The 18,833-nt window shown below is 72.4% G+C and carries 16 protein-coding genes and 2 tRNA genes; 11 read left to right on the plus strand and 7 right to left on the minus strand.

Annotated elements, in window-relative coordinates; genetic code table 11:
• Window positions 1-331: ATP-binding cassette domain-containing protein (locus CKO13_RS04585; protein WP_200257301.1), on the minus strand; the 331-nt coding region annotated here is incomplete at its 3' end.
• Window positions 332-601: 270 nt separating this feature from the next.
• Here CKO13_RS04585 and CKO13_RS04590 point away from each other — a divergent pair.
• Both CKO13_RS04590 and CKO13_RS04595 read left to right on the plus strand, forming a co-directional pair.
• Window positions 602-1,396: a c-type cytochrome domain-containing protein gene (locus CKO13_RS04590; protein ID WP_200257303.1), complete on the plus strand. Its 795-nt coding sequence runs from the start codon at window positions 602-604 to the stop codon at window positions 1,394-1,396.
• Window positions 1,397-1,435: 39 nt separating this feature from the next.
• Entirely contained in the window at window positions 1,436-1,969 is a 534-nt protein-coding gene (locus CKO13_RS04595) for a hypothetical protein (protein WP_200257305.1), read from the plus strand.
• Window positions 1,970-1,991: 22 nt separating this feature from the next.
• Here the strand turns inward: CKO13_RS04595 and CKO13_RS04600 are convergent, their stop codons facing one another.
• Complete coding sequence (locus CKO13_RS04600) at window positions 1,992-2,315, minus strand: hypothetical protein (protein WP_200257307.1); 324 nt, start codon at window positions 2,313-2,315, stop codon at window positions 1,992-1,994.
• A gap of 251 nt (window positions 2,316-2,566) precedes the next feature.
• Here CKO13_RS04600 and CKO13_RS04605 point away from each other — a divergent pair, with 251 nt between their 5' ends.
• From CKO13_RS04605 to CKO13_RS04630, 6 genes are all read left to right on the plus strand, one after another.
• The gene (locus tag CKO13_RS04605; RefSeq protein WP_207132087.1) at window positions 2,567-2,974 is read left to right on the plus strand and encodes an H-NS histone family protein; all 408 of its coding nucleotides are present in this window, start codon (window positions 2,567-2,569) and stop codon (window positions 2,972-2,974) included.
• Between the two features lie 139 nt (window positions 2,975-3,113).
• A complete protein-coding gene (dinG, locus tag CKO13_RS04610; protein WP_200257309.1) occupies window positions 3,114-5,246 on the plus strand; it encodes an ATP-dependent DNA helicase DinG in 2,133 nt (710 codons plus the stop codon).
• Between the two features lie 253 nt (window positions 5,247-5,499).
• Complete coding sequence (locus CKO13_RS04615) at window positions 5,500-6,321, plus strand: hypothetical protein (protein ID WP_200257310.1); 822 nt, start codon at window positions 5,500-5,502, stop codon at window positions 6,319-6,321.
• Window positions 6,322-6,323: 2 nt separating this feature from the next.
• A complete protein-coding gene (locus CKO13_RS04620) occupies window positions 6,324-7,352 on the plus strand; it encodes a substrate-binding domain-containing protein (RefSeq protein ID WP_200257312.1) in 1,029 nt (342 codons plus the stop codon).
• Window positions 7,349-8,851, plus strand: coding sequence for an ABC transporter permease (locus CKO13_RS12905; RefSeq protein ID WP_200257314.1), 1,503 nt, complete (start codon window positions 7,349-7,351; stop codon window positions 8,849-8,851). Before CKO13_RS04620 ends, CKO13_RS12905 begins: the two co-directional genes overlap by 4 nt.
• A gap of 16 nt (window positions 8,852-8,867) precedes the next feature.
• Window positions 8,868-9,881 carry an ABC transporter ATP-binding protein gene (locus CKO13_RS04630; protein WP_200257316.1) on the plus strand — a complete coding sequence of 338 codons (1,014 nt, stop codon included), beginning with the start codon at window positions 8,868-8,870 and terminating at the stop codon, window positions 9,879-9,881.
• Window positions 9,882-10,048: 167 nt separating this feature from the next.
• Here the strand turns inward: CKO13_RS04630 and CKO13_RS04635 are convergent.
• Window positions 10,049-10,123: transfer RNA gene (locus CKO13_RS04635), tRNA-Val, on the minus strand.
• Between the two features lie 109 nt (window positions 10,124-10,232).
• On the opposite strand from CKO13_RS04635, the gene gltX reads away from it, so the two are divergent.
• Together gltX and CKO13_RS04645 are read left to right on the plus strand one after the other, a co-directional pair.
• Window positions 10,233-11,669 (plus strand): glutamate--tRNA ligase, encoded by a 1,437-nt coding sequence (gene gltX / locus CKO13_RS04640; RefSeq protein WP_200257318.1) that lies wholly within the window; start codon window positions 10,233-10,235, stop codon window positions 11,667-11,669.
• Between the two features lie 57 nt (window positions 11,670-11,726).
• Window positions 11,727-11,802, plus strand: a tRNA-Ala gene (locus CKO13_RS04645).
• Between the two features lie 110 nt (window positions 11,803-11,912).
• Here CKO13_RS04645 and CKO13_RS04650 read toward each other — a convergent pair.
• Window positions 11,913-13,985, minus strand: coding sequence for a putative bifunctional diguanylate cyclase/phosphodiesterase (locus tag CKO13_RS04650; protein WP_200257320.1), 2,073 nt, complete (start codon window positions 13,983-13,985; stop codon window positions 11,913-11,915).
• A 152-nt stretch (window positions 13,986-14,137) separates the two neighbouring features.
• Between CKO13_RS04650 and CKO13_RS04655 the strand changes: the two genes are divergently transcribed.
• Window positions 14,138-15,418 carry an NAD(P)/FAD-dependent oxidoreductase gene (locus CKO13_RS04655; RefSeq protein WP_200257322.1) on the plus strand — a complete coding sequence of 427 codons (1,281 nt, stop codon included), beginning with the start codon at window positions 14,138-14,140 and terminating at the stop codon, window positions 15,416-15,418.
• On the opposite strand, the gene CKO13_RS04660 is transcribed toward CKO13_RS04655, so the two are convergent.
• The 3 genes from CKO13_RS04660 to thiC form a co-directional block, all read right to left on the minus strand.
• A complete protein-coding gene (locus CKO13_RS04660) occupies window positions 15,415-15,573 on the minus strand; it encodes a hypothetical protein (RefSeq protein ID WP_200257324.1) in 159 nt (52 codons plus the stop codon). The genes CKO13_RS04655 and CKO13_RS04660 overlap by 4 nt on opposite strands.
• Window positions 15,574-15,679: 106 nt before the next feature.
• Complete coding sequence (locus tag CKO13_RS04665; RefSeq protein ID WP_200257326.1) at window positions 15,680-17,143, minus strand: catalase; 1,464 nt, start codon at window positions 17,141-17,143, stop codon at window positions 15,680-15,682.
• Window positions 17,144-17,335: 192 nt separating this feature from the next.
• Window positions 17,336-18,833: phosphomethylpyrimidine synthase ThiC (gene thiC / locus CKO13_RS04670; RefSeq protein WP_200257328.1), on the minus strand; the 1,498-nt coding region annotated here is incomplete at its 5' end.

The following is an 18,833-nucleotide window of genomic DNA, read 5'->3' on the forward strand; positions in this document are numbered from 1 at the left end:
CCAGGCGGTGGCCGTCGCCGCTGGCCTCGGCGGCGGCCAGCTCCCGCTCGGCGGCGCGCAGGGCGGTGTCGCCGTCGAGGACGTACTCCAGCGCCGGGGTCTCGCTCCCCGGTATCTCCTGGGCCATGTGGGCGATCCGCCAGCCCGCCGGCAGCGCCAGCTCGCCGCGGTCGGGGGTGAGCTCGCCCTGGAGCATGGCGAGCAGGGAGCTCTTGCCCGAGCCGTTGGCGCCGACGAGCCCGATCTTGTGCCCCGGGTAGATCGTGGCGCTGGCCCCCTCGAGCAGGGGGTCGGGGCCGCGGCGCAGGGTGATATCATTGAGGTGGATCATAGCGGGGGCATGGTACCAAAAGCCCGGCGGGGAGAGGCCGAAGGCAGCGGCCGGCGCCCGAAGGGCGCAGTCGAGCGTTGAGGCGTAAGGGGAAAGCCGGTAAGATCAGCGCCGCTCGGCGATTGCGGTTGCTCAACCCTGCCTGCCTCCCTCCTTGCCCAGCCCTCGGCCGTAGGTCAAGATTGGGCGATTCGCGGGAGACGTGGAGGCAGAGAGACGCTCGATTCGGGCAATCATTGCCTCAATTTATTGACCGATAAAGAGTAAGAGATGGGCATCGATTCTATCTACCGCTTCCTCGGGGACCTAGGGTATACCCATCCGATCCACCCCATCCTGGTCCACCTGACGATCGGCCTGGTCGTCGCGACGCTGCTCTTCTCGCTGCTGTCCACCATCCCCCGCTATAGCAAGTATGCGGTCACTGCCCGCCACTGCGCCACGCTGGCGTTCTTCTCCGTCTTCCCCACGGCGCTGCTGGGGGTCATGGATTGGCTCTACTACTACGGCGGCAGCTTGATCTACCCGATCCAGATGAAGATCTACCTGGCCAGCGGCCTGGGCGTGCTCCTCCTTCTCGCGGTCATCCTCCATATCAAGTTTACCAGCCGCTCCCCGCTCTTGATCGCGGTCTACCTCTTCGCCCTCTCGGCGGTGACGGGCCTGGGGTATTTCGGCGGCGAGCTGGTCTTCGTCTCCCAGTCCTCGGAAGAGTCCTCGACGGAAAGCACGGAAAGCGAGGCGGGGACAGGGGAGGCGGCGGGGCCCGTCGTCTTCTCCGACCTGGAAGGGGTCCTGCAGAATCGCTGCGTACAGTGCCATAGTGAGGGCAACCCCCTGCAGGGCCTCAACCTCAGCTCCTACGAGGGGACGATGGCCGGCAGCGAGAACGGCCCGATCGTGGTCCCCGGCGAGCCGGCGGAGAGCGAGCTGATCAAGCGCATCAAGGGGATTAGCCAGCCGCGCATGCCGATGGCCGGGCCGAGCCTCTCGGAGGCCCAGATCCAGCGCTTCGAGGCGTGGATCGAGGCCGGCGCGCCCGAGACGGCGTCCGATGCGCAGTAGGCGGGCAGCGCCCCGGCGGCTGCCCGGGGAGGCGCAGGCGTGAGCACCCCGGTCCAGACCTTTCAGCGCTACTTCCGCTTCGTCCTCGACGGCCGCGGCCACCGCGAGGGGGTGGACGTCCGCTACTGCCGGCTCGAGGCCGGGCGGGCCGGTGATGAGGGGCAGGTGGCCGCCACCGTCCAGCTCGAGGGGGACCGCCGGCAGCTCACCATCCGGGATATCACCATCGCGAAGCCCTCCGCCCGGCGGTCGGCGGGGGCCGAAGGCGCGGCCCCCGCCGACCTCAAGAGCCTGCGCCGGATCTATAGCCAAACGTTCCCGCTGCTCTACGCGGCGGCCATGGCCGGGGCCCTGGCCCGCGCTAACAACCGCGGCGCCGCCTGGCTCTGCGGCTACCTCTCCCGGGACGAGATCAAGATCCTCCCGCGGCTCTTCCCCCTCGAGCGCTGCGGCGAGCGGGCCTACCGCTGCCGGACGCGGGAGATCATCCGGGTCGCTGCGGAGCGCATGCCGGTGCTCTACGAGCTGATCCTCATCGCCTCGGAGCAGCTCCGCGACGAGCCGGCCCGCTAGGCCGAGGCCGCGCTGGCGACGACTAGATCATGCGGTCGATGGCGCTGCTGCCGCTGCCCGCCCCGCTCGGCTGGCCCTGGGCGTTGTAGCCCGAGCCGGCGGCCTCGCCCTCGTCGGGCGCCTCGGTGCTGGTCCCTGCCTCCTGGGGGCCCGCGGCCGCCGAGAGGGAGACCGTATCTTGCCCGGCCGAGGCCGAGGCGGCGGTCGCGCTCTCCGTAGAGGCCCCCTCGAGGCCCTCCGCGCGCTGGCGGACGCGCTCCTGCTGGGGCGCCTCCTCGCTGCTCGGCTCTTGGGGCGACCTGGGGAGCGTCGTCCCCTCGGCGCCGATCTGCTGGGTGCTCGACATGGCTACCTCCGTCGCTGCAGGCGGCTGCCTTGATCTGCTCAGGGAAACGCCTATCAGCGTGGGCTTCTGCGGCCGAGACTGCAACCGCTTTTGAAGGGGCGGCTACGGCTTGGCTAAAGCGAGGTGCAGATTTTCTCGGTTCGGGGTTGCCTCGATTTTTGATTCCGCATGGGGTGGCACTATTCAGCGGTGCTGCTGTAAAATTTACGGTGAATCCATCGCACCAACCGAGAGGTATTCCGGTGACTGAATTGGCATCCGAAAATCAGGCTTCCGAGGAGGCCATCCTCGACTCGATTCAGGAAGGGCTCGAGCAGCTCGGCCTCGACGGCCTTCAGCAGGTCGAGAAGCGTATCGAGCAGGAGAGGAAACGCCGCGAGAAGGAGGCCCGCAAGCAGGCGCAGCAGGAGATCCGCGAGGTCGCGCAGCGCTACGGGCTCGGCGTCGAGGATCTCCTCGCCCAGGTCGATACCGGCAAGGCCGGAAAAGGCAAGGGGAGCTCGAAGAGCAAGGGGAAGGTCCCGCCGAAGTTCCGGCACCCGGAGGACCCCTCGAAGACCTGGACGGGCCGCGGCCGCAAGCCGAAGTGGGTCCAGGCCTGGGAGGAGGCCGGCGGCGACCTCGAGGCGCTGCGCATCCCCGAGCAGGGCGCCGCTTGAGGCTGCGGCGCAGCAGGATAGTTTCCGGTCTCGCCCCTCTCCCTTCCGGGGTAGGGCGAATGGCAGAAATCGCTGGAATTCGCCACGGAACGGCGCCAGCCTCGCAGGAGAGGGCATTGTGACGGCCTTCTAGCCCAGGATGCCCGATTCCGAGACCACCGAGGAGATTGCCGCCGCCTACCGGCGGCTCCAGGCGAGCCTGCCCGGATTCCGGGAGCGCCCCGCGCAGAAGCGGATGATCTGGGAGGTCGCCAAGGCCCTCGACGGGGGGCAGCCCCACCACCTGCTCGCCCTTGAGGCGCCCACGGGCACGGGCAAGGGGCTGAGCTACCTGCTCGGCGGCCTGCCGGTCGCCCGGGCCCGCGGCCTGCCGCTGGTCGTGGCGACGGCGACGGTCGCGCTCCAGGAGCAGCTCCTCCACCAGGACCTGCCCAAGCTCGCCGAGCATGCGGGCCTCGAGGCCCGGGCGGCCGTCGCCAAGGGGCGCGCCCGCTACGCCTGCCCCCGCCACCTCGACGAGCTCCTCGGCGATCCGGCGCCGGAGGCCGGCGGCAGCGGGCAGCAGCAGCTCGCCCCCGACGTGGTCGGCTCCGCCGTCTGGCCCCGGCCGCCGGCGGCGGGCGAGCTCGAGGCCCTGCGCGCGATGCGCGCTGAGCTCGAGGCGCAGGCGTGGAGCGGCGACCTCGACGAGTGGCCGGAGCCGCTCGCCCCGGACGTGCACGCGCGGATCACCTCGACGGCCCACTCGTGCCTAGGCGCGCGCTGCGGCCACTTCTCCCGCTGCCCGGTCTACGCCGCCCGCCAGCGCGTCCGGCAGGCCGAGCTCGTCATCGCCAACCACGATCTGCTCCTCGCCGATCTCCAGCTCGGCGAGCCGGGCGAGGGCGTGCTCCTGCCCCCGCCGGGCGAGGCGCTCTACGTGGTCGACGAGGCGCACCGCCTCGCCGAGAAGGCCGTGGCCCGCTTCACCGCGAGCGCCCCGGTCCAGGAGGGGCGGGCGTGGCTCGACGAGGCCCAGCGGCGGATCGGCGAGGCGGTCGCGGCCGCCGCCGGGGCGCTCGAGCCCGGCGCCGGCGAGCGCGCCGAGGCGCTGGTCGACTCCGGCCGCGCCTGCCACGAGGCCCTCGGCGAGGTCGACACCCTCTGCCAGCACAACTACGCCCCGAGCCAGGGCGAGGCGGTGTGGCGCTTCCGGGCCGGCCAGGCGCCGGAGGCGCTGCGCGAGCTGGCCGGCCGCGTGGCCGAGCCCGTCGAGCGCCTCCGCGAGGGGCTGGCGGCGCTCATCGAGGCGCTGCAGGCGGCCCTGGACGGCGATCCGGAGGCGCGCCGGGCCCTCGAGCCCCTGCTCCCGCGGCTCGGGCTGCTGCAGGAGCGTATCGAGGCGCTGGCGGAGACCTGGAGCCGCCTGCGCGCCCAGGAGGCCCCCGAGCAGCCCCCGGTGGCGCGCTGGATCGAGCGCCGGGAGGGGGCGACCGGGCAGGGCGACCACCTCGTGGCCGCGGCCCCCGTCTCGGTGGCCGAGGCGCTGGCGGAGCGGCTCTGGTCGCGCTGCCAGGGGGCGGTGCTCACCAGCGCGACCCTGACCGCCCTCGGCTCCTTCGAGCACCTGCGCCAGACCCTCGGCCTGGGGACCGATCCGCAGGCCGTCGCCGGGCAGCTGCCGTCGCCCTTCGACTACGGCGGCTCGGTGCTGGCGGTGCCGGCGATGCGCACGGACCCGCGGGACAGCGAGGCGCACCTCGCGGAGGTGATCGAGCGGCTGCCGGCCCTGCTCGAGCAGGGCCGGGCGGCCCTGGTGCTCTTCACCAGCCGGGCCCGCATGGCGCGCGTCGCCGAGGCGCTGCCCGAGGCGTGGCAGCAGCGGCTCCAGTGCCAGGGGGAGCGCTCCCGCGAGGCGATGCTCGCGGCCCACCGCGCCGCGGTGGACGCCGGCCGCCCGAGCGTGCTCTTCGGCCTCGCCGCGATGGCCGAGGGGGTCGACCTGCCCGGGGCGTACTGCGACCACGTGGTGATCGAGCGCATCCCCTTCGGCGTGCCCACGGAGCCGGTCGCGGCGACGCTCAGCGAGTGGCTGGCGGACCGCCAGCGCTCGCCCTTCGCCGAGCTGAGCCTGCCCCAGGCGGCCCTGCGCCTGACCCAGGCGTGCGGGCGCCTGGTGCGCGGCGAGGCCGACCGCGGCCGGATCACGATCCTCGACCGCCGGATTGTGCGCCGGGCGTACGGCCAGCGGCTGCTCGCGGCCCTGCCCCCTTTTCGCCGGGAGATCGGCTGAGGCGCCGCCCGGCGCGGGTACCGCCCTCCGACGCCCCATTCCCGCCCTGGCGACGCCCTGGCAACGCCCTGAGCCCTGGCGGGAGCAGTCCGCAGGCGCACCGCGCCGGGCAGCGCCCCGGGGCGCCCCTGCCTAGATCTTGCAGATGAGAATGATTATCGTTATTTTCACGATGGCTGGCCGAGCCGGCCTATCGTATCGGGCAATCGCCACACCACACGCTTTGAGGCAGACCGATGGGGAGGAGAGCGCCATGACGGAGATGAACCGCCGGGTCGCTGCCGCGGCAAGCATCGTGCTCCTAGGGGGCACGCTGCTGCCCGGCGCGGCAGGGGCCCACGGCGAGGCAGGGGAGCACGTCGCCGAGTTCGAGGCCCACCTCGAGGACTACCAGGCGGACGTCGAGACCCTCTCGGCGGAGCTGGCGGAGCTCGTCGAGGGCTACCGGGCCGGTGACGGGGCGGCGCAGGAGCGCGTCGACCGGCTCATCGAGCGCTGGAAGGCGGTCGAGTACCACGGCGCGGTGGAAGAGGTGGCGACGCCGCTCTACAGCCCCATCTGGCGGCGGATCACCAACCTGCGCCAGGCCGTCGAGGACGGCGAGGAGCCCGCCGTCGTCGAGCGGCGCGCCGATGCGCTGCGGGCAGCCCTCCACGAGGGCCTCGGGGGGGTCAAGCTCCGGGCCAGCCTGAAGGAGGCGGGTCAGCTTGGGCATGACGATCACGGGCACGGCGAGGCCGAGGCGGCCGATGCCGAGGCGACGCTCCAGCGCGTCCGCGAGCAGCTCGACGAGGCGGTGGCGGCCTACGGCCGCGACGAGCTCGAGCAGGCGCGCTCGCTGGTCGAGACGGCCTACTTCGAGGGCTTCGAGGGCGTCGAGGGCAGCCTGATCGAGGCGGACGCCCAGCTCGTCGTCCAGCTGGAGGAGGCCTTCAACGTCGAGCTCCCGGGCCTCATGGTCGAGGGCGCGCCGACCGAGGAGGTGGAGGCCCAGGTGGCCTCGATGAAGGAGGACCTGGTCCGCTGCGAGGAGCTGCTCAGCGAGGCGGACGAGGCGGAGAGCGAGGTCTTCTGAAGATGGTCGATCGGCGAGACTTCCTCAAGTCGCTGGCGGCGCTCGGGGGGCTCGGCCTCTCGGGCGCCTGGGGCCGGGCGGTGGCCGAGGCGCTGGCGGCGGACGCGCTCCCCGCGCTCCGCGGCGACCTCACCGTCTACCTCGGCCGGGGCGAGGGCGGCCTCTACAAGCGGATCGTCGAGGCCATCCGCGAGCGCAGCCCGGAGCTGGCGCTCGAGATCCGGCGCGGCTCCTCCTCGGGGCTGGCCAACACCCTCGTCGCGGAGGCCCGGCACGGCGGCGCCCGCGCCGATCTGTTCTGGTCCATCGACGCCAGCTCCCTCGGCCACGTCGCCGACGAGGGGCTCGCCCGGCCCGTACCCGCCCGGCTGCACGAGCCGCTGCCCGAGGCCTTCCGCCTCGAGGCCTTCGTCCCCATCTCCGGGCGGGTGCGCAGCATCGCCTACAACCCCGGGCGCGTCCGGGCGGAGGCGCTGCCGGAGCGGATCATGGAGCTCCCCGATACCGACCTCAAGGTCGGCTGGGCGCCGAGCTACGGGGCCTGCCAGTCCTTCCTGACCGCCATGCGGCTGCTGGAGGGGGAGGCGGCGACCCGCGAGTGGCTCCGGGCGATCCGGGAGCAGTCCCGCGCCTACGCCGGCGAGCTGGGCGCGGTCATGGCGGCCGCCCAGGGCGAGGTCGACCTGGCCCTGGCCAACCACTACTACACCCTGCGGCTCAAGCAAGGGCAGCCGGATATCCCCCTGGAGCTGGCCTTCACGCGCGGCGACGCCGGCGCCCTGATCAATACCGCCGGCGCCGCCCTGCTGAGCGACAGCGCGGTGGCGGCCGACTTCGTCCGCTACCTGCACTCGCGCGAGGTGCAGCGCTTCCTCGCCGAGCAGGCCTACGAGATCCCCCTGGTGGAGGGCGTCGAGCCGCCCGCCGGGGCGCCGGCGATCGCGCGCCTGGAGCCCCCGGAGCTGGACCTGACCCGGCTCGGCGATCTCCAGCCCACCCTCGCGCTGATGCGGGAGGCCGGCGTGCTATGAGCCGCGGGCTCCCGCTCGTCTACGGGCTCAGCGCCCTGGGCGCCGCAGCGGTGCTGCTGCCGCTCGGGGTGCTGTTGGCCCTGGGGCTGGGCAGCGACGTGGCCCTCGGGGGGCAGGTCCCGGCGATCGCGCTCAACACCCTGCTCCTGACCGGGCTCACCGTGGCGGGGGCGATCCTGCTCGGCGTGCCGCTGGCGCTGCTGACCGCCTACACCGACCTGCCCGGCCGGGGGCTCTGGACGGCGCTGCTGGCCGCCCCCCTGGCCGTGCCCAGCTACCTCGGCGCCTTCGCCTACTTCGCGGCGACGGGGGCGGGCGGCGAGCTCAGCGCCCTGACCGGCCTGCCGGTCCCCAATGTGGACGGGCTCGCCGGCGCCGCCTGGGTCATGACCCTCTACACCTACCCCTTCGTGTTCCTGGCTACCCGGGCGGGCCTGCGCAACCTGGACGCCACCGCCCTCGACGCCGCCCGCACCCTGGGCATGCCCCTGCCCACCGCCCTGGTCCGGGTCGTGCTCCCCCGCGTGCGGAACAGCGTAGCGGCGGGCGCGCTCCTGGTGGCCCTCTACACCCTGTCCGACTTCGGTACGCCGGCGATCATGCGCCTGGACACCTTCACCCGGGCCATCTTCGTCGAGTACAACGCCTTCGGGCTGGAGCGGGCCGCCCTGCTCTCGCTCGGCCTGCTCGGCCTCGTGGCCGTGGTGCTCCTGCTGGAGTGGCTGGTGGGCACGACCCGTGAGCAGCCCGGCCGCACGCCCCGCCTCCACCTCGGCCGGACGGGGCGGGCCGCGGCCCTGGTCGGCGTTGCCCTGGTCCTGCTGGCGACGCTGGGCATGCCGCTGGGCGTCTTCACCCTCGGCGTCCTGCGCGAGGGCAGCGGCGGCCTCGACCCCCTGCTGCTGCTGCGCTCCGTGTCGGCCTCCGGCCTTGCCGCCGCGGCGGCGGTGCTCCTGGCCCTGCCCGTGGCCTATACCGCGACGCGGGGCCGGGTAGGGCGGCTCCTCGAGCGGGTGACCTACGTCGGCTTCGGGGTGCCGGGGATCGTCCTGGGGACGGCGCTGGTGGTGGTCGGCCTGACGCTGGACTTCCTCTACCAGTCGCTCGCCCTGCTGGTGCTCGGGTACGTGGTCCGCTTCCTGTCCCTGGCGGTCGGCAATATCCGCGCCCCGCTGGAGCGCGCCGAGCAGGGGCTGGTCGGGGCGGCGCGGAGCTTGGGGGCGGCTCCGGGCGAGGCGTTCCGGCGTGTTACGCTGCCGCTGATCCTGCCCGGTCTCCTCGCTGCGGGGGCGCTCGTCTTCCTGGAGGTGATGCGGGAGCTGCCGGCGACGCTCCTGCTCCGCCCGACGGGCTTTGAGACCCTCGCCACGCACCTCTGGCAGGTCTACGAGGCCGGGGCCTTCGGGCGCGCCGCGCTCCCCGCCCTGCTGCTCGTGGTCGTCTCGGGCGCGGCCGTTGCCCTGATGCTGCGCCGGGAGCAAGGCGCCGCAGAACGCTAACCGAGCGAAGAGAGCGATGCTGGAGATCGAGCACCTGGAAGTCCGCTACGGCAGCGAGCTCGCCGTCACCGACCTGAGCTTGACGGTCGGCGACGGCGAGCTGGTCACCCTCGTCGGCCCGACCGGCTGCGGCAAGACGACGACGCTCCAGGCCGTCGCCGGGCTCACCCGGCCGACTCAGGGGGCGATCCGGATCGGCGGGCGGACGGTGAGCGGCGAGCGCTTCGTGCCCCCGGAGCGGCGGCAGACCGGGCTCGTCTTCCAGAGCTTCGCGCTCTTCCCGCACCTGACGGTGGCGGAGAACGTCGGCTTCCGGCTCAGCAGCGGCGAGTCCGTGGACCCCTGGCTGGCGTGGCTCGGCGTGGCCGAGCAGCGCGACGCCTACCCCGAGGCCCTGTCCGGCGGCCAGAAGCAGCGCGTGGCGCTGGCCCGGGCGCTGGCGCACCGGCCCAAGCTCATCCTCCTCGACGAGCCGCTGTCCAACCTGGACGCCTCGCTCAAGGACAGCCTGCGCTGGGAGATCCGCAACGTCCTCAAGGAGGCGGGCATACCGGCCATCTGGGTGACCCACGACCAGGCGGAGGCCCTCTCCATCGGCGACCGGCTCGGCGTCATGCGCCACGGGGCGCTAGAGCAGATCGCCGAGCCCGATGTCTGCTTCCACGAGCCGGTGAGCCGCTCGGTGGCGGAGTTCCTCGGCGAGGTCTCCTTCCTGCCGGCCTGGCCGCAGGACGGCCACCTGGAGACGCCGCTGGGCCGCGCCCGGAGCCGGCAGCAGCCCGGCGACGGCGAGGTGCTCGTCCGCCCCGACGATCTGGGGCTCGCCGACGAGGGCCCGGCCAACGGCACGGTGGCCTGGGCCCGCTTCGAGGGGGGGACGCGGCTGCTCGGGGTCGGCCTGGACTGCGGCGCCACCGTCCAGCTCCGCACCAACCACACCCGGCGCCACCTGCCCGGCGAGCGGGTGCGGGTCACCGTCGACCCGGGGCACGCCCTGAGCCTCTTCCCCGGCGCAAGCGAGGCGGCCTAGTCACAAGCAGGGCCTCGAGGGAGGTGGCGGAGGGCGGGAGCGCTATGCGCACCTTGCCGCGCACCGGCTTCGAGGTGCCGTCACGCTGGCTCTCGCCAGCCGCGTCACATTCTGGTCACACCGAGGGATCAAGAGGGGTGAGGAGCTAGGTAACTCCTTGGGGGATCTGGTGGGCGGCGCTGGGATCGAACCAGCGACCTCTGCCGTGTGAAGGCAGCGCTCTCCCGCTGAGCTAGCCGCCCAACTCGACAAGATCTTAATAGCGAGGGCGTGCCGCGTCAATCGGGCGCGCTCGGTGGAGTGCCTTTGGTAGGATGGGGCCTTTCAAACGGCTCAAGAAGAAGACCGCCCATGACCACCACGATCCGGACCCGCTTCGCACCGAGCCCCACCGGCTACCTGCACATCGGCGGCGCGCGCACCGCGCTCTACTCCTGGCTCCACGCCCGCCGCCACGGGGGGCGCTTCGTGCTGCGGATCGAGGATACCGACCGGGAGCGCTCCACGCCGGAGGCGATCAACGCCATCCTCGAGGGGATGGGCTGGCTCGGGCTCGACTACGACGAGGGCCCCTTCTACCAGACCGACCGCTTCGAGCGCTACCGCGAGCACCTGCAGCGGCTGCTCGATACCGGGCAGGCCTACTACTGCTACTGCACCAAGGAGCGCCTCGAGCGGCTGCGCGAGGAGCAGCAGGCGCGCAAGGAGAAGCCGCGCTACGACGGGCGCTGCCGCGACCTCGACGGCCCGCCCTCGGAGGAGGCCGCCGACGAGCCGGTGGTGCGCTTCCGCTCCCCGCTCGAGGGGCACGTGGTCATCGACGACGCCATCCGCGGCAAGGTGCAGTTCGCCAACGCCGAGCTCGACGACCTGGTCATCGCCCGTGCCGACGGGACGCCGACGTACAACTTCACCGTGGTGGTCGACGACCTGGAGATGGGGATCACCGACGTCATCCGCGGCGACGACCACCTGAACAACACGCCCCGCCAGGTCCACCTCTACAAGGCGCTCGGCGCGGAGCTGCCGCGCTTCGCCCACGTGCCGATGATCCTCGGCGAGGACGGCAAGCGGCTGTCCAAGCGCCACGGCTCCGTGAGCGTCCTGCAGTACCGCGACGAGGGGTACCTGCCCGAGGCGCTGCTCAACTACCTCGCCCGCCTCGGCTGGTCCCACGGCGACCAGGAGGTGTTCACGCTCGAGGAGCTGATCCAGCTCTTCGACATCAACGCGGTCAACCACTCGGCCTCGACGTTCAACCCCTCGAAGCTGCTGTGGCTCAACCAGCAGCACATCATGGCGGCGGAGCCCAACCACATCGCCCGCCACCTCGCGCCGTTCCTCACCGAGCGGGGCGTCGACCCGGGGCAGGGCGGACCGCAGCTCGAGGCGGTGGTCCGCGCCCAGCAGGAGCGGGCCAAGACCCTCGTCGAGATGGCCGACAACAGCCTCTTCTTCTACCGCCGGCCCGCGGGCTACGAGGAGAAGGCGGCGCGCAAGAACCTCAAGCCCGATGCGGAGGAGGTCCTCGAGCACTGCCGCCACTGCTTCGCCGGCCTGCCCGAGTGGGAGCAGGGGCGGATCCACCAGGTGGTCACCGAGGCCGCCGAGGCCTTCGAGGTGAAGATGGGCAAGGTCGCGCAGCCGCTGCGGGTGGCCGTCTCCGGCGGGGCGGTCTCGCCGCCGATCGACGTCACCCTGGCGCTGCTCGGCCGCGAGGAGACCCTCGCCCGCATCGAGGCGGCGGTGGCGTGGATCCGGGCGCAGGCGGCGCAGGGATCGGCGTAGCGATCCCTGTTGACCCGGCCGGATCGCTTTCCTAGAATACACACACTCAACGACGACGGGGCCATAGCTCAGTTGGGAGAGCGCCTGCATGGCTAGCAGGAGGTCGCCGGTTCAAGTCCGGCTGGCTCCACCAGATCCAAGAGGTTAGCGCCGCTCCCCGGGGGCGGCGCTGTACTTTCGGGGCCTGCCAAGGCCCCAAGCGAAGAGGCCGGGGTGTCTGCGGACCCCCGGCCTTTTTGTGTGCTAGGGGGGCGGCTCGGGCGCTGCGCTCGGGTAGGCGAAGAGGAAGCCTTGGCCCTGCCGGCACCCCGCCTCGACGAGGGCGCTGCGCTGCGCCTCGGTCTCGATCCCCTCGGCGATGACGGCGAAGCCGAGCTTGCCCGCGAGCCCGACAATCGAGCGGACGATGGTGCTCGCGCGGGGGTCGCGGCAGAGGCTGCTGACGAAGGAGCGGTCGACCTTGAGCCGGTCCACGGGCAGGTCCTTGAGGTAGCTCAGCGCCGAGTAGCCGGTGCCGAAGTCGTCGATGGCGATGCGCACCCCGGCCCGGCGCAGGGCCTGGAGCTTCTCCACCGTGGCGTCGTCCGGGGCCACGAGCAGCCCCTCGGTGATCTCCAGCTCCAGGTAGCGCGCCGGCAGCCCGCTCCGCTCGAGGATCGCCAGGACCTTCTCCACGAAGTCGGCGCTGAGCAGCTGCGGGGCGGCGAGGTTGACCGCCATGCGGTCGAGCGGCTCTCCGCCCTCGAGCCGCCGTTGGGCCTGATGGCAGGCCTGCTCGAGGACCCAGTCGCCGAGGTGGACGATGAGGCCGGTGCGCTCGACCATCGGCATGAACTGGCCCGGCGAGATCCAGCCCCGCTCCGGGTGCGGCCAGCGCAGCAGCGCCTCGTAGCCGATCCACCCGCCGCTGCCGAGATCGATCTGCGGCTGGTAGTGGACCGTCAGCTGCTCCTCGGCGAAGGCCTGGCGCAGCTCGGCGGCGAGCTGGATGCGCGCCTGGGCGCGCTCGGTGAGCCCCTTGGAGGCGAAGTGGTAGGGGGCACCCCGCTGCCGGGCCTCGCCCATGGCCGCGCTCGCCTGCTGGACGAGATCGGCGGCGGCGATCGACTGATCGGGGTAGACGCTCAGGCCGACGTGCACGGTGATCGGCACGGTGCAGCCGCCGACCGTGAAGGGGGTGGCCAGCTCGGCGAGCAGCCGCTCGGCCACCCGGGCCGCGTCATCCGGGGTGCGCAGGCGGGGGGCGAGCACGCCGAGCTCGCGCAGCCCGAGGCGGGCGATCGTATCCCGCCCCCGGAGCGCGCTGCGCAGGTGCGCCCCGATCTGCCCGATCAGGCCCTCCTCGAGGGCGGAGGTGGCCTCGTCGCACGCCGCGGCGCCGGGGGCCTCGATGCCCAGGGAGAGCACGGCCAAGGGGGAGGCGCGGTACTCGGCGGCGGTCAGCGCCTGCTCCAGGCGCTTGTGCAGCAGCAGCCGGTTGGGGAGCTCGGTGACCGGGTCCCAGTGCAGCAGCTCGTTGAGGGGGGTGCGCTCGAGGCAGCGCTCCCCGAGGTCGTACAGGGCGTAGTGGCGGTAGCGCCGCGCGCCGAGGAGGATCTCCTTGCAGACCAGCTCGATGGGGATGAGGTAGCCCTCCGTGTGGAAGAGCATCGCCTCCTGGGAGCCGGACGCTTCCCTTTGGGGGGCCGTCTCTCCGGCGGGCTCGGGAAGCAGGAAGGCGCTGAGCTCCTGGCCGCGGAGCCTGGCGAACTGCTGGCCGAGGAGGCTCTCCGAGCGCGGGTTGCAGAAGGCGATCCGCCCGGCCTCGTCGGTGAGGATCACGCCGTCTCGGCCGTGGGGAGGGAGCGAGGGCTCGTCGGCGTCTGCGGCGCTGCCAACGGCAGTGCCCGTGGGTACGATCCGCTCGAGGACGTGGACGAAGTGGCTGCCCGGCTCGGTGGGCTCGAGGGAGAAGGAGCGCGAGAGGAAGGTCTCCCCGTCGGCCAGCACGATCTCCTCGATGGTGATCAGCGTCTCGTCGAGCAGGCATCCCTGCTGCTGCCTCGCCTCGAGTGCGCCGCGGCAGGCCGGTAGCGGCCCGTCGCGCAGCGGGAAGGCCTCCCAGTACGGCAGGCCCTCGAGGGCCGTGAGCGGGAATCCGGCGAGCTCGCAGTAGGCGCTGTTGGCCGCGACGATGCGGTAGTCGGTGTCGTGGATGAAGGTGGGGGAGTGGACTGCATCCAGGGCCGTGTTCCAGGCGAGGAGCTCCTGGCGGGAGCGCACCGGGCCGCTGCTGCCCCCTTCCGCCGCACCTCGCGAGCCTTCATGGCTCACCATAAGTCATCCTTTCTTTGTGGCCTTTTGAGGCGGTGTGCTCAAGCATACCGATAACGGAAGGGTCATAGAAAACGGCGGCGGGGGTGGTTGAAGGAAGCGGAAGGGGGCAGTAGCTTACCCTTCAGGAGTGACGGCAAAGAGGCTGGAGCACCATGCGGGTAGCTGTGATCGGGGCCGGCCTCGCCGGCCTGGCCGCGGCGCACGATCTAGGGCAGGCGGGGGTCGAGGTAGTCCTGCTCGAGGCCGAGGAGCAGGTCGGCGGCCGCGTGCGCACGGACCTGGTCAGCCCCGAGGGGGCGCCGCCGGCCGCCGGCGCCCCGGCGTTCCGGCTCGACCGCGGCTTCCAGGTGCTGCTCACCGCCTACCCGGAGCTCCAGGCCCGGGCCGATCTCGCCGACCTGGCGCTGCACCGCTTCGCGCCGGGCGCCCTGGTGCGCCTCAACGGGCGCTTCCACCGGATCGCCGACCCCTTCCGGGTCCCGACGGCGCTGCTGGCGACGCTGAGGGCCCCGGTCGGGGGCCTCGCCGACAAGCTGCGGTTGGCGCGCATGCGCTGGCGGCTGCGGCGCGACGGCGCCGAGGCGCCCTTCGCCGGGCCGCAGCGCAGCGCCGCCGAGGAGCTCTCCGCCCAAGGGTTCAGCGAGCCCATGGTGCAGCGCTTCTTCAGGCCGTTCTTCGGCGGCGTCCTGCTCGACCCCGAGCTGAGCACCTCGGCGCGGATGCTCGGCTTCACCTTCCGCATGCTCGCCGAGGGGGACGCCGCCCTGCCGGCCGCCGGCGTGGGGGCCTTGCCGCGCCAGCTCGCCGAGCGCCTGCCGGCGGGCGTCGAGCTGCGGACCGGGGCCCGGGTCGAGGCCATCGAGGCGGGGCAGCCACGCCTGGCCGACGGCGAGGCGGTCCCGGCCGACGCGGTGATCGTCGCCACCGAGGCGCCGGCCTTCTCCCGGCTCACGGGCCGCTCCGCCCCCGCCGGGCGGCCCGTGGCCTGCCTCCAGTTCGCCTGCACGCAGCCCCCCGTCGCCGAGCCATTCATCGTCCTCGACGGCGAGGGGCGAGGGCCGGTGACCCACATGAGCGTGCCGAGCACCGTCGCCCCGGGCTACGCGCCGCCCGGTCTGCACCTGGTCAGCGCGACGGTGCTCGGCGAGGCCGCCACGAGCCTGTCCGACGCCGAGCTCGAGGCCCGGGCCCGGGAGCAGATGGCCGGCTGGTTCGGCGCCGCCGTGCAGCGCTGGCAGCTGCTGCGCCTCGAGCGCATCCCGTACGGCCAGCCGGTCCAGGATCCGCCCGCCCTCGACGAGCCGTACCAGCCGGCACGCCTTGCCGAGGGGCTCTACGCCTGCGGCGACCACCGGGCCCACGGCTCGCAGCACGGCGCGCTGCGCTCGGGGGCGCAGGCGGCCGCGGCGGTGCTCGCCGACTACGGCCTCTAGCGCCAGCCCCGCCGCTGGAGGGCCTGGTGCGCCCGCTTGCGGTCGCGGGCCCGGTGGTTGGTCTCGCCGTCGGCGATTGAGCGCAGCTGCGCGACGGTCATCTCCGCCGTGTTGGTGGTACGGTTGCTGGCGCCGCGTGCACCGATTTGGATCATGCAGCCTCCTGATCGAAAAGCGCAGTGGTAAGTGGGTGCGTCGCAAGCGGCCCATGATGGCAAGAGAGCGGGGAGGGCGTGAATCCCCGCTCTGCTCAGGGGCCTGCTACCGCGAGCGCCGCTGCCGGACGGCCTCGCGCACCCCGGCGCCGTAGTCCGGGTGGACCTGGTCGAAGAGGGCGGCCTGGCGCTCGACGATCTCCTCCGGCACCCCGTCCATGTGCTCGGCGATGTTCTGGAACAGCCGCTGGCGCTGGTCCTGGTCGAAGAGCTCGAAGAGCGCCCGGGGCTGGCTGAAGTCGTCGTTGCCCTCGCGGTGGTCGAAGCGGTCGGCGTCGCCGGAGATGCGCAGCGGCGGCTCGCCGGCCTCGGGCTGCTCGACGGGGCCGTCGAAGGAGTTCGGCTCGTAGTAGGCGTCCTTCGGGGCCTGGCTGTCGAAGAAGCGCATCGGCCCGTCCTTGTGGTAGTGGTGGACCGGGCAGCGCGGCTGGTTGACCGGCAGCGCCTCGTAGTGGGTGCCGAGGCGGTAGCGGTGGGCGTCGGCGTAGGAGAAGATCCGCGCCTGGAGCATCTTGTCCGGGCTCCAGCTGATGCCGGGGACGACGTTCGAGGGGCTGAAGGCGACCTGCTCGATCTCGTTGAAGTAGTTCTCCGGGTTGCGGTTGAGCTCGAGCTCGCCGACCTCGATGAGCGGGTACTCGCCGTGGGGCCAGACCTTGGTCAGGTCGAAGGGGTTGTAGGGGGTCCGCTCGGCGTCGGTCTCGGGCATGATCTGCACGTAGAGCGTCCACTTCGGGCTCTCGCCCCGGTTGATGGCGCTCTGCAGGTCCTCCAGCGCGCTCTCCCGGGTCTGGCCGATGACCTCCTCGGCCTCGCGGTTGGTGTAGTGGCGGTGGCCCTGCTGCGTCTTGAAGTGGAACTTCACCCAGTAGCGCTCGTTGTCCGGGCTGATGAAGCTGAAGGTGTGGGAGCCGTAGCCGTTCATGTGCCGGAAGGTCTGCGGGATGCCGCGGTCGGACATGAGGATCGTGACCTGGTGGAGCGACTCCGGGCTCAGCGACCAGAAGTCCCAGGCGGCGGTGGCCGAGCGTAGGTTGGTCTGCGGATGGCGCTTCTGGGTGTGGATGAAGTCGGGGAACTTGTACGGGTCGCGGACGAAGAACACCGGCGTGTTGTTCCCGACCATGTCCCAGTTGCCCTCCTCGGTATAGAACTTCACCGAGAAGCCGCGCACGTCGCGCTCGGCGTCGGCGGCGCCGAGCTCCCCGGCTACCGTGGAGAAGCGGGCGATGACCGGCGTCTGCTTGCCGACCTCGCTGAACAGGCGGGCCTTGGTGTAGCGGCTGATGTCGTTGGTGACCGTGAAGGTCCCGTGGGCGCCGGCGCCCTTGGCGTGGACCGTCCGCTCGGGGATGCGCTCGCGGTTCTGGTGGGCGAGCTTCTCGAGCAGCTGGTAGTCCTGCATCAGCAGCGGGCCCCTGGGCCCGGCGCTGAGGCTGTTCTGGTTGTCGGCGACGGGGGCGCCGGCGGTGGTGGTCAGGGTATCTCCCTTGGTATCTCTCTTGGTCATCGGCTCTCGCTCCTTAGCGCTGCACTGTTAGCCGTGGGTGAGGTGTTTAACCTTAATTAGAATAATTAAATAGCAAAGTCGTCTCTAATTGACGGTCGCCATGCAGCCCATAGGGCAGGGCTATAGCCGATCCCTCGGCCGGCGGCCTCCTTGCCGCCGCCTCGGGCCGTGAGAGCCGGGCCCCCGCCCCGCCTAGAGCTCCTGGCTGATGGCCATGGCGCAGAAGCGCGGCCCGCACATCGAGCAGAAGGCCGCCTCCTTGTGGGCCTCCCTGGGGAGCGTCTCGTCGTGGTACGCCCGGGCGCGCTCCGGGTCGAGGGCGAGGTTGAAGTGGTCCTGCCAGCGGAACTCGTAGCGCGCCCGGGAGAGGGCGTCGTCGCGCGCCCGGGCCCCGGGGTGCCCGCGGGCGACGTCGGCGGCGTGGGCCGCGGCCTTGTAGGTGACGATCCCCGTGCGCACATCGTCGGCGTTGGGCAGCCCCAGGTGCTCCTTCGGCGTTACATAGCAGAGCATAGCAGTGCCGTGCCAGCCGATCTGCGCGGCGCCGATCGCCGAGGTGATGTGGTCGTACCCCGGAGCGATGTCGGTGACGATGGGCCCGAGGGTGTAGAACGGCGCCTCGTGGCAGGCCTCGCGCTCGGCGGCCATGTTCGCCTCGATCTGGTCCATGGGCACGTGGCCCGGCCCCTCGATGATCACCTGCACGCCGTGGGCCCAGGCCCGCTCGGTGAGCTCGCCGAGGGTGCGCAGCTCGCCCATCTGCGCGGCGTCGGAGGCGTCCGCCACGCAGCCCGGGCGCAGCCCGTCGCCGAGGGAGACGGTGATGTCGTAGTGGGCGAGGATCTCGCAGATCTCGTCGAAGCGCTCGTAGAGGAAGCTCTCCGCCTGGTGGGCCTGGCACCACTTGGCGACGATGGAGCCGCCCCGCGAGACGATGCCGGTGAGCCGCTCCCGGGCGAGGGGGATGTGCTCGCGGCGCACCCCGGCGTGGATGGTGAAGTAGTCCACGCCCTGCTCGGCCTGCTCGATCAGGGTCTCGCGGAAGAGCGGCCAGCTCAGGTCCTCGGGCTCGCCGGCCTTCTCCAGGGCCTGGTAGATGGGCACCGTGCCGATGGGCACCGGCGAGTTGCGCAGCAGCCACTCCCGGGTCTCGTGGATCGCCTCGCCGGTGGACAGGTCCATGACCGTGTCCGCCCCCCAGCGCACGGCGTGGACGAGCTTCTCGAGCTCCTCGGGCACCCCGGAGCTGAGCGGCGAGTTGCCGATGTTGGCGTTGACCTTGACCTTGCAGTGGCGGCCGATGGCCATCGGCTCCGCCTCCGGGTGGTGGCGGTTGGCCGGGATCACGGCGCGCCCGCGGGCGATCTCGTCGCGCACGAACGCCGGCTCGAGCCCCTCGCGCAGGGCGACGTACTCCATCTCCGGGGTGATCACGCCGGCCCGGGCGTGGCCCATCTGCGTCGTCCCGGCGGCGCGCTCGGCGATCCACGGGGCGCGGACCCGGGTGATCCCCCGGGCCGGGTCGAGCGCCGCGTCGGGGTCGGTGTAGGGGCCGCCGGTGTCGTAGACCTGCAGCGGCGGGTTGGGCCGGGGGCCGCCGGCGGTCTCGGTGGGGCTCAGGTCGATCTCCCGCGCGGCGACCCGCAGGTCCGGGCGGCTGCCGGGGATATGGACCCGGCGGGAGGCGGGG

The organism is Halorhodospira neutriphila (assembly GCF_016584055.1).
Classification (GTDB): Bacteria; Pseudomonadota; Gammaproteobacteria; order Nitrococcales; family Halorhodospiraceae; genus Halorhodospira; species Halorhodospira neutriphila.